Source organism: Sphingobacterium sp. UBA7855 (assembly GCA_002500745.1).
Lineage (GTDB): Bacteria > Bacteroidota > Bacteroidia > Sphingobacteriales > Sphingobacteriaceae > Sphingobacterium.
Genome location: DLST01000012.1, coordinates 169,358 through 181,394 on the forward strand (window position 1 = coordinate 169,358; position 12,037 = coordinate 181,394).

At 40.5% G+C, this 12,037-nt stretch carries 6 protein-coding genes; 3 read left to right on the forward strand and 3 right to left on the reverse strand.

Going from position 1 to position 12,037, the window contains the following annotated elements; all coding sequences use genetic code 11:
- The first annotated feature begins 18 nt into the window (after positions 1–18).
- From B2107_RS11075 to B2107_RS11085, 3 genes are read left to right on the forward strand one after another with little or no spacing between them, the layout of a single operon-like run.
- Positions 19–1,215, forward strand: a complete 1,197-nt coding sequence (locus B2107_RS11075; protein WP_293955696.1) for a DUF5000 domain-containing lipoprotein — start codon at positions 19–21, stop codon at positions 1,213–1,215.
- A 30-nt stretch (positions 1,216–1,245) separates the two neighbouring features.
- Positions 1,246–2,481: a DUF4998 domain-containing protein gene (locus B2107_RS11080; RefSeq protein WP_293955697.1), complete on the forward strand. Its 1,236-nt coding sequence runs from the start codon at positions 1,246–1,248 to the stop codon at positions 2,479–2,481.
- Positions 2,482–2,490: 9 nt separating this feature from the next.
- Positions 2,491–3,714, forward strand: a complete 1,224-nt coding sequence (locus tag B2107_RS11085) for a hypothetical protein (protein WP_293955698.1) — start codon at positions 2,491–2,493, stop codon at positions 3,712–3,714.
- Between the two features lie 96 nt (positions 3,715–3,810).
- On the opposite strand, the gene B2107_RS11090 is transcribed toward B2107_RS11085, so the two are convergent.
- The 3 genes from B2107_RS11090 to B2107_RS11100 form a co-directional block, all read right to left on the reverse strand.
- Entirely contained in the window at positions 3,811–7,863 is a 4,053-nt protein-coding gene (locus tag B2107_RS11090; protein WP_293955699.1) for a hybrid sensor histidine kinase/response regulator transcription factor, read from the reverse strand.
- 327 nt (positions 7,864–8,190) lie between these two features.
- Positions 8,191–10,737, reverse strand: coding sequence for a tetratricopeptide repeat protein (locus tag B2107_RS11095; RefSeq protein WP_293955700.1), 2,547 nt, complete (start codon positions 10,735–10,737; stop codon positions 8,191–8,193).
- A 264-nt stretch (positions 10,738–11,001) separates the two neighbouring features.
- On the reverse strand, positions 11,002–11,448 hold the full coding sequence (locus B2107_RS11100) for a nuclear transport factor 2 family protein (protein WP_293955701.1): 447 nt from the start codon (positions 11,446–11,448) through the stop codon (positions 11,002–11,004).
- Positions 11,449–12,037 lie beyond the last annotated feature (589 nt).

A 12,037-nucleotide genomic window follows, 5' to 3' on the forward strand; every position in this document is an offset into this window, starting at 1 on the left:
CCTTAAAGTCACAACGAAATGAATATAAACAGAAAACTAATGCAGGCTATATTTTTCTTCTGCATCTTATTCCAAAACTGTAAAGAAGAAATTCAGGTTGCACCAGTCGTAAACAGCGCTGCACCAGGTCAAGTGAGTAACGTAAAGGTAGAAAACTTGGCTGGGGCCGCACGGATTACCTATACCTTACCAAAGGATCAGGATTTATTATATGTCAAAGCTGTATACCAATTAAAATCGGGCAAAGAAATGGAGGTAAAATCCTCCTACTACAACAACTCACTGTTGGTGGAAGGTTTTGCAGATACTAATCCGCATCCAATTAAACTCTATGCCGTAAATAGAAGTGAAGTCAGTTCGGAGCCGATCGAAGTCTCTGTAACCCCTTTAGAAAACCCCATCTGGAATACTTTCCGAAGTCTGGAGGCCATTCCAGCTTTTGGTGGCATTCGGATCACTGCCGAAAACGAGACCGAGAAAAATCTCACCGTAATGGTGATGGTCGATTCGTTGGGTGAATGGGTACCTTCTGTAGACAACATCTATACTTCCGCTAAACAGATTTCACGTACCATCCGTGGGTTTGCACCAAATCCCAAACAGTTTGCGATTACCGTGAGAGACAAGTACATGAATTTTACTGATACCCTGGTCACCACCTTGACACCCCTGTTTGAACAGGCCCTTCCAAAATCGAGGTATACCGCAGTTACATTACCAACGGATTCTAAACAACAATATTCTTCCACGGGACTTTCTAAAATGTGGGATGGGGACATTATTAACTGGCCCAACATATCGTTGACTGACGTCACTGTCAATGGTCCACAATGGGTCACATTTGATACCGGTAAGTTGGCCAAAATGAGCCGGATTGTGATCTGGGACTATCCTGAATATACCAACAGTGGCCGTATGTATTATTATGGCGGGAACGTGCGATTTTTTGAAATATGGGGTTCGGACAACCCGCCTTCAGACGGGAGCTGGAACAACTGGACCCGCTTGGGTACATTCGAAAGCAAAAAGCCCTCTGGATTACCCATGGGACAACAAACGGATGAAGATTATCAACTCGCCAATTCGGGTTTAAGCTTTGATTTTGATGTCAGTGCACCGAAGGTCCGCTATCTACGCATCAAAACCATTAAAAATTGGCAGGGATCGTCCTTTATGTCCATCGCCGAATTACAGGTTTATGGCGATCCACGTTAGTACAACTTGTTTATTATCAATTAGACTATTATGAAAGTAGCACATATTAAAACATTCTTTATCATGTCCTTGCTTAGCATGGCCATGCTTTCTTTCCTTTGCTGTTCAAAGAGTGATGATTATAAAAAGTACCTCGAAGGCGGTGAAATTTCCTACACCGGAAAAATTGATTCCGTAAAGGTGTTCTCGGGTAAAGAGCGCGTCTATATTACTGGATTATTTATGGCCGACCCCAAGGTGGAACGTCTCAAAATATACTGGGATAATCGGCAAGATTCGACTGAGTTAAAAATCAATCGTACGGCTGGTGTAGACACCTTAAAAATTTCACTGAAAATAAGTGAAGGAGTACATAATTTTGAACTTATCACCTACGATGCCCAAGGCAATAAATCGCTAAGCGTTTTTAAAACTGGCGTATCTTATGGCGAACGATTCAGCTCGGGACTTATCAACAGACCAATGTATGCTGTTGACTACTTTGCGGGCGATCAAAAAACCACCGTCAATTGGGGGGGAATCGATCTGACAAGTGGTGCTCAGTTTACCGAAGTGGAGTATACCAATACGTCAGGGAAATTGGTTGTTCAGAGAGACTCTATCAAGTTAGGTAAAAGTATTCTATCGGATTTTCTCCCTGGCAAACCACTACGCTACCGTACATTATTTGTCCCGGATTCCTTAAGTATAGATACATTCTACACGAACTATTCTGCCAATATATCGCCCAAGGAGGTTTATCTAAAAAATATGAACTTTCCTTTCGAGACTTCTGCCATGGGCGGTGATCGCTGGGGCACTCCGGCGGTGTGGCTTGTCAATGATGCGGCAAAGAACTTCAAGACAGCAGATGGAAAATATTATGGCGGAATTGAGATTAGGGATAAAAAAGCCTGTTTATCTTTGGAAGCAGGTTGGTGGCAATGGGCCTCACCCTCACCCAACTTAGCGCCAATTGTAAATGGTAAAATTTATCAAACGACCAACCTACAGCCCGGAAAATATCGTTTTACAATCTCAAAGATTGACAAAGGCAGCGCCGGTGTCGTTCACCTCATCGCCGCAAAAGGCAATGCCTTGCCCGATCAATCCGCCTTGAATACAGCCTTGGGCTTTCAAACCCTATCTGGAAGCAGTGCAATATTCGAATTTAGCGTAACAGAAGCGGGACCTGTAACCTTAGGTTTTCTCGGAAACATGAATGGAACCGCATCAGACGGCTCTTATTTTAAAGTCTCTGGCAATATGATCTTTGAAAAATTATAACCAAAATAGATGAATAGATTAGTTTTTTATGTCTTTTTTACAGCCTGCACTTTAGCAGGCTGTAAAAAGGCTACTCCCGAAAGCAGTATAGTGACGCCTACAGAAAAAACAGACGATATCGCACTTGCTGAGCTTGGTAAATTATCCTTTTCCAATATCACGACTACAGGTGCGATGATTACAGGAAAGGTGCTAAGCAAAGGTGGTGCACTTGTTACCAGTCGTGGCATCTGCTGGAATAAAGAGCCGAATCCGACCATCGACAATAATCCGATGGAAGCAACTTCCAGTAAAGGTTCTGGTGAATTTAGTGTGGCACTAACAACCCTTGCCCCCTCGCAAACATACTACATTAGACCTTACGCCAAAAATAAGGGCGGAATTGCTTATGGCGAACAACAGGTATTGACCACGGCCGATATACAATCGGTTACCTTTGGCACTAATCCGATCTTTATTGTCGGATCATCAATCGCATATTATGACGTGAATATTATCAGTAGCGGCGGTGGTGCTATTACGGAAAGAGGGATATGTTGGAGCCTACAGGAAAAACCGACTTTAAACGATCACAAAGTGACGAACGGTTCAAAAGGTACTGGAAAATTTAGAATAGGTATACTCAACCTTAATCCAAGCACAAACTATCATTTACGCGCTTATGCAATCAACGAAACCGGTGTGAGCTACGGTCCCGATATCGCATTCCATACAATTGCTAAGGGTAAGGTAACCTATACGTTTAATAAAGCCGATAATCCTACGGCGCAACAACTTGCTGCTTATCAACGATTGCAAGTTGCGCTCGACAGTGCAGTGTGGTATGTCAATAATTATACTTCTGCTACGAAACATATTTATCTCAACTACGATCCAGGCGTACCGACAGCCGACGCTAACAATGAGGGTTGGATGCGATTTGGTTCGGGTGAAGGATACCAAAATATCCGTACCATGTTGCATGAGATGAATCATACCTTGGGGACTGGAACGACAAGCTGGTGGTCGCAGGCGATTATAAATGGTAAATATAGTTTGGCAAACGCCAACAAAACGCTAAAAATGATTACTTTAGATGAATCAGCCGTTCTAAGTGGTGATAGCATGCATTGGTGGCCTTATGGTTTAAATCAAAATTCGGAAGTCAGTTCCAGTTGGGACTACGTCTACAACTGTCTGATTATAGAAGCTATGCGTAAAGACGGTATGACCAGTCACAGTGGGCCTTATTAATAGCAAGCTAGCTGTACAAAAAAGAGCAGAGACACAGGATATCTCATGAGAGTTACTGTTTTTCTGCTCTTTTATTTTTTAGCTAATCCGTCACGTTTAACTTATATTATCGGGCAAATTTCCGAGGTGGCTGTACCGCTTTCGGTATTCAGAGGGCGAACAACCAAAGATTTTGGAAAAATGCTGTCTAAAATGTTTGATATCCTTAAAGCCAACTTGATAAGCGGTTTCATTAATATTCGTTTTATTGCTAATCAGCAATTGCGCGGCGCGGCGCATCCGAATGTAACGGATAAATTCATTGGCAGATTTACCTGAAATAGACTTTATTCTTCTATACATATTGGAGTGGCTCATGCCTAGCTCGTCGGCAAGCATTTTTACCGTAAAATTTTCATTCAACAAGTGCTTTTCAACTACTGCGATAGCGCGTTGAAGAAAATCTTTAAAGGCGGTCGGAACCTCATGATCTTTCGACTGCAATGTGATTTCACTGTAAAAATAAGTATGCAATCTATTTTTGTTTTCTATCAGACTTTCCACTCGTGCCACGAGTAACTCTTTATCAAAAGGTTTAACAATATAGTCATCTGCCCCAACTTCGATCCCTTTTAATTTAACATCAAAAGACGAACTTGCAGTTAACAAAATAATAGGAACATGGCTCCGCTTTGTATTGCTCTTCATATGTTTGCAGAGATCGATTCCAGAGTCTCCACCCATCATGATATCACTGATGACGATACTTGGTTCTATTTTTTCCAACACAGTTATTGCCATCTCGGCACTGTCTGCTTTAATAACTTCATATTTGTCAGAAAAAATTCCGGCAATATAATTTAGCATATCTTCATTATCATCAACAATTAATATTTTCTCCTGCATACCATCACCATACCACTCGTCAAGTGGTTGTCGTTTTTTGGAATAGATTGAAGGTGTATGTTCACGCTTATCTTCTTCCGCAGAAGCAAGATGTCTAGAAGAAGCCTGTTGTAATTCGACAGTTGCATCAATCGTCGTTGAGTTGACCTGATGAATTGGTAATCGTATTGTAAAAGTAGCTCCAGCTTTTGGATTTGCAGTATATTCCAATTTACCTTCGTGCAGCGTAATAAATTTTTTCACAAAAAACAGTCCGATCCCAAAACCATCTGCGCTTTGGTTGAATAGATTAAAATTACGTTTAAAAGGTTTGAAAATTTCTTCTGTCAAATGGGTTGGACACCCCTGTCCGGAATCGATGATATCACATATCAATTCGGATTTTATACGGTTCACTTTAACAGATACAGATCCCCCTTTGTCTGTATATTTAAGCGCATTTTGAAGTAAATTGATGAAACAGATTTCGAGTTTTTCATTATCTGCATTTATAATCAGTTTCTCAATAGTTGTTTCAAATGAATAAGTAATATTTCGAGCACTGGCCAATTGTTTAAAGGACTCAAAGGCGTCTCGCCACACCTGTATAATGTCAAAAACCTTACTGGAGAGTTCGTCTAAATTACCATCGGATTTTCTAAACAAAAGAAGCTTATCCGCAAGGTTTAACAACCGCTTGGAATGATTGTAAATAGACAGTAGCTCGTCTGAATCTGCCATATTCTTTTTTGACTTGACGACTATATCTTTAATCGGATTTACAATGAGTGTCAATGGAGTTCTGATCTCATGGACGATGTGAGTAAAAAATGCCAGTTTATCTTCGAGTAATTCGTGTTCTTTATCACGCTCAAACTCTGCAGTCTTCACTTTAAAGAGCAATAAAGCTTTATTCTCCCTATACCTATTATAAAAATAGAGTACCGCAGCGAGTAGCAAGAAGTATCCTAGATATGCCCAAAAACTTCGATACCACGGAGGCAAAACTTCTATTTCGATAATTCGTTCTGCCGGGTTCCATTCGCCATTTGCATTGGTTGATCTAATATGTAATTTGTATGTACCTTCTCTAAGATTAGAATAATAGGCTGTCCGTTGTTTATTAACGTAATTCCAATCTTTGTCCCAGCCTTCCAAATAATAGGCGTAGTCGATCCTATCCGAAAAACTAAAGTCCAATGCCGCATAGGAAAATGATAATACTGCTTTATCAAATGGAATTTTTAGACGCTTCACCTCATTTAAAGGAATTTGTCTCTCCTGCCCCCTCTGGTCATATGGCATATTATCGATACTCAATCGGGTCAATTTTAACGCAGGAAAACGGGTCTTAAATAATACGTCCTTCGGTCTGATGATATTAAAACCACGTATGCCTCCAAAAATCAACTGATCATCATGCAATTTGATGGCAGCGTTGTAATTAAATTGGTTACTTTGAAGACCGTCTGACTGGTAGAAGTTTTGAAATGTTTTTTTTTGTAAATCCAATTTGGAGAGTCCGTCGAGTGAAGATATCCACATGTTGCCTTGTGCATCCTGTAAGCTATTTAACAACGTATTACTAACAAGTCCATCCTTTTCGGTATAGCGCCTATAGTTCATTGTATTTAAGTTCAGATGTAAAAGTCCTCCCCCTTCGGTGCCAAGCCAAAGAAAGCCATTTTCTGTTTGTTGGATAAAACGAATTGGAGTACCGATCTGATAACTCTTGTATTTCATCGTACGCAAATCCAGTCGGAATAAGGAATTCCAGGATCCCATCCACAAGGTAGCATCTTTATCTTCGTAAAACGTCAACACGTCATTTATTGGTAAATCGAGGTATTTAAACTGATCTGTGATGGTATCTAAGCGATAGACATTTCCACTGGCAAGGGTGGAAGCCCAAAATGTCCCCCTACTGTCTTTAAATAAACGCCATACAGCATTATTGGCGTATGGCGTATTCGGATAGTAACAGCTATAATGCTTAACATCGCCTGTTTTTGTATTTAATTTTACAATCCCCATATCGTAGGTTCCAATCCACAACTGGTCATTTTGATGCTGAAGCAAGGATGTTATAAAAGAAGGTTTGCTCTGCATAGGAGCTGAATAGGTATAATTAACCAAATGGCCTTCCGATATACTCCATTTATATAATCCATCCCCGTCAGTTCCTATCCAAATATGATCGCGATCGGCCTGTTCGAATGATAAAATAAAATCGGTGGTATTCACCCGTTGACTATTGGGAATAAGTTTAAATGATTGAAATCTTCTTTTTACGGGATCCACAATATTGACCCCACCCCTTAGCGTGCCAATCCAAATCCGATCATCTTTATCTTCCCAAACAGCAAAAACAGATCGACTGGTTAATTGTTTTTGGTCAAATCCGATATACTCTTCGAAAGTTTGTGTCGTGGTGTTAAATTTTTGAATGCCCGCACCATCGGTACATATCCACAGCTTTTTGTCTTTTCCAAAATAAAGGTTAACGATAGCTTTTCGATAAGTATCGTACTTATATTGATCAAACACGCCCGTTTTTATATGATAACAATTAATTTTTTGATAATTGGCAAACCAAACGTCCCCGATTGCCGACACAGCCATAGTTGTCGACTGGAAATCACCCTGTTTCACAATTGAAAAACTCTTCTTTTTGCTATCATAATAAGCCAAACCAAGATGATCTATTATTGCCCAAATTCCAGCATCAGCTGCCTTGCAAATAGCTGAAACACGATAGTCGAAATCCTTTTGGCCAGCATATGGTAAAGGTATCCTAGTCGCAATACTTCCATCCTTCGTTTCCTCAATTTTAAAAAGCCCTTTAGATCCGCCTTGCAAAAATAACTGACCTAGCATATCCTTCTCTATTTGATGGATAGGAAAATTTAGAAGTTTATTTTCTCTTTGCGAACGCACCAACACTTGCTTACAAACTGAACGATTGGCGTCTATGACTGCCAACCCACTTTTGGTCGCAACATAGAGCTGCGCGGAAGCACTTTCGGCGATCGCAGTTACACGATTGTCGGGAATGGTATTATTAGATAATGGCTCATTTTTAAAAACTTTAAATTCATATCCATCGTAACGATTCAGGCCATTGGATGTTCCAAACCACATAAACCCATCCTTATCCTGAAAGATAGCCGTTACAAAATCGTTTGAAAGTCCTTTATCAGTGCCTAAATAAGCGATAGCTGATTGACACCATACAACATGTACCGGCAAAAGTAGCCCGAGAAGGATCAAGTAGACGTTTTTCATAAGAAGATTATAATTGTTTTAGTGACAATTAATTTACAAATAAAACCATTGATCGACAAATTCGAGATACAATATTTAGGATCCGATGGGTGCTCTCCTAGGTTAATGTGGTAATTTGGTGCTGCTAATGGTCTAAATATCTATAGCTTAACTGATTTTCTTGACATTGCAAATAAAAAAAGCGAGGATAAGACCTCGCTTTTTATCGAGCTGTTGATAAAAAAGTCCAATTTATCAGACTCATAAATTTATAATCTTACCTATAATCTACATTCCGGATAGCTTTATACTCACCATTAAATCCGCTGCGAAAACTTCTTAGAGATATTACTTCAATCGCTGTAAGCGTTCTTTCGCAGATGGAACAATATCATCATCTTTCTCATAGTTTTCAATAACACTTTTCAATGTACTTTTTGCCTGAAAAGTATTCCCTTTGCGTGCATAAGCATCTGCGAGCAATATAAAACTCTTAGCTACCCAATATTCTTGTGCTCCCCTATTGTTGATAACATCAAAAGCAGTTTCCAACGCTTTATCATATTCCTTATTATCATATTGCAGCAGCGCCACGCGGTAACGCGCTTCTGCGCCAACAGCAGACTGGCTTTTCAGTGCAGCCAGGTTGAATTCTTTCAGGGCAGCCGCGACGTTCTTTTCTTTCAGTAAGGACCTTCCGTTGTATAAATAGGCCTTTGCTATTTCCTCCTGAGTTGCCCCTGCATAATTCTTGATCAAATTCACGTATTTGGCCACCTGTTCCATATCACCAAGTTCGAAATAACATACCATCAGGTTGGTTACCGCATACCCATAATTCTTTTTATACTCCTCATTGAGTTCCAATTTTTTCAGATGCACAATAGCTTCATTGTATTCCTTGAGTCCTAAATATAAAGCAGCCACTGTTAACAGGGTATTCTCCGTATACTTACTCGTCCAGTCGTTCAGTATAATATTTAAATCGTGCAACGCTTCCTGCGGGTGACCTATACGGTAAGAACTTACACCACGGATATAACGCGCGAATTTCTCCTGTTTAGGTTTTGGAAATTTGTCGAAATAAGCGTTGATAGCTTCCACGGCTGCACCGTACTCACCGCGGGCAAAGAGCGAATGGGCTGCCTGGAAAGCCATATTATCCTGCTCCGCAGGACTCAGATTTCCCACATTAGTACCTACAGCGTAACGAATATAGCTCGAAGCGTCTCCCTGATCGAGGTAAATATTTTCAATAAAGCGCATAGCCTGCTCCGCCTCAGCGGTTCTGGCATATTTCTCCACTACTTTTTGGAAAGTAACTTTAGCTGCTTCGGGTTCATCATTGTTGTACTGTACAAGCCCAATGGTCATTAGGGCGCGAGGAACATAACTACTACGGGGATACTTTTCAATCATTCCTTGCAACCCATTGAGTGCATTATCATAGTTTCCCATCGTAAAATAGGTGTAAGGAATTTCAAAAGCTGCATCATCCGCATAATTAGAAGCGGGGAATTGCTTCAGCACGGAACGTAGCGTACTCATCTTCTTTTCATTGTCGCCTTGCAGACCAAAGATAATACCACGCTGGAAAAAGGCATAGTCCTGATTAGGTGCTTTGCTGTTGATCAGCTGGTCATAATATTTGTTTGCCCGGCTGTAATCGCGAAGACAAAGATACGAATCACCCAGTCGGGCGATGACGTCATACCGTATATTCTGATCCACTGTACTTCCACCGGCAGTTAGAAAGCGTTCAAAATACTCTGCCGCCAATGCAAAACGATTATTTCGATAGGCTGCATATGCAAGTCCATAATTGGCATAATTGTATACTTCACTATTTCGAGCAGCGGGCAAACGTAGGAACCGGGAAAAGTTTTCTACTGCTTCCCCAAATTTGCGGACTTCGTACATTGCCTCAGCCTTCCAATAGGTGGCAAGAGCAGCCATTTCAGCGTTGGCTGGAAACTTTTCCGATCGCATAAACATCGATATACTGTTCTCGAAAGCACGCTCATTATAAAACTCCAGTCCGCGATAATACGTTACCTTTTGATAGATCGCATTGACTTCCCTTCCGCGTTGCTTTAGCGATTCAAGCATGCTGACCCCCGCGTGGAAGTTGGTTGTACCCCGCAAGATTTCAGCCGATAACGTTTCTGGACTTTCTAGCCTCTTTGTACCAGGATCAGCAGGTTTCACTTCTTGTGCTATATATTTTTCGAGTACTCTTTGCGCAGCTTGGGTAGAATCCAGTTCGAGCAGGACTTTGGCATAGTTAAACAGCGCATCAGCTTTCACTTGTCGATCGAGGTCTAATTTTGTCACCTTCACAAAGGCATCTCGAGCAGCTTGTTTGTTGCCGGTTTCCAAAGCAATGTGGCCTAAAGTCATGATTGCACCTTGATAAAAGGCGTCCGAAGATTTCATTGTCTCCAACATACCGCTTGCTCTTTTGTATTCGCCAGCCCCATAGGCCAAGAAGCTGATCCGATAATTATCAATATTACTTTGTGATGCGTCTGGATGACGTTTCATCAATTCATGATAATACGCTTGTTTATATTTTTGCTGCGCTAAATAAGTGGTGGTAGCGATCTGACGTAATTCTGCTTCTATAGCGTCACGATTGATACGCTTCATATCCGGGCTCCGACGTACCTTGACGGCATCGGCTAGCATAGGCCGGTAATCGCGTACAACCTCTATGGAATCCATAGTTTGTACTTCTCCGCTACTTCTTTGCTCAATAGATTGCTGCTTCTCTTTTCTATCTTTCTGCTGTTTCTCTACTTCCTGTGCATACCCTGTAGCTAGCAGAGCTGAAAGCGTCCCAGTAAACAGGTATTTTAGGTAATTATGACCGATTCTTTCTTTCAATATCATCATTCATCCGTATTTCTGAATTTTTCCAAACGTTCCTTTGCCGAGGAGACAATAGGGTATCCCTAATCAGTATATTCAAAATTAAAGAATTCAAACCACATTTGGTAATTTCAAACCTTAGATACTTCATTTCAGGGATTTACAACCCGAACCGCTGTCCATTGCCCAATCGGCAATCGTCCTAACACAATAATGGAGCCAAGAAGAAAAAATAAGAACAACATCAGTACTATTGCGCTACAATCGATACAGCTGTTAAGAATAGGCTTATTGATACGAATGGAATGATTTTGAAACTTGCCAACTGCCATTCTCATACACCAAAGTCACTAGGTCAGTCATGCTAAAGCCGTCAAATTTCAATACAATTTTTGCAATCATATAATCTGCAGATTTTTCGACGATCTTGATATGCGTTTTGCAATTCAAAATTTCACCCTCTTGTTTATTCAAACATTCAATCACCGCACGGCGTCCATAGGTATGTATAGTGGAAGTATGAATTTTTTGACTGAAATCTTGGGCAAACAATTGCTCTAGCCCAAAAGATGCTCCGGCAGTAGTTACCGCAACATAATGCTGCAAGGCGAACTCTGCTGTGGAGAGATTAACAGGAACTATTTCTGATTTTGATACTGGTTTTTCAGCCGCCATGACAACTGAGGATAAGGCAATTAAAGCTGCTACTGTGAATGTTTTTACGAATCCTTTCATACTATCTTTTTGTTTAATTGTGTTAGTTTATATCCTTTTCCTTTTTGATCCGAAACTACAGAGCAATATGCCGCTAGCCTAAAGACTTTAGACCAAAGGTCTCATAATCTCGGTGAATAACGGAAATGAAAAGGTGACATACCAACCGTGTTAGCTGCTGCATGCCAAATACTATACCATTGGCCACAATAAACCCGTTTTTGCCTCTGAGCACATTTAAAGGCATTTTCAAGACGCTCTACGAAAAAGAAAGTGTGCGCATACGAACAATTTAAAATAGATTGTCCGTATGCGCACACCGCATAAAAAGCCTGACAAAAGATTTATGATAATAATAGATAATTGATGTTCATTTGCTTAAAAATGATATTCCGTGCAAAAAGATTTGTTCAATTTACATGTTTTATTCATGTTTCAGGGTAACTTTTCATATGCGCTACGTCTTTTTCATTATTCGTTATATAAATAGGAGTTTTAGCTATTATTTCTTGTTTGATGTATCATTGATATTTCTATGCTATTCCTTCGAAGCTTCTCTGCCGATTCTTTGTTCTTTGTTCGGGCCTTCATTGAACTTGGTTTGGGCTTT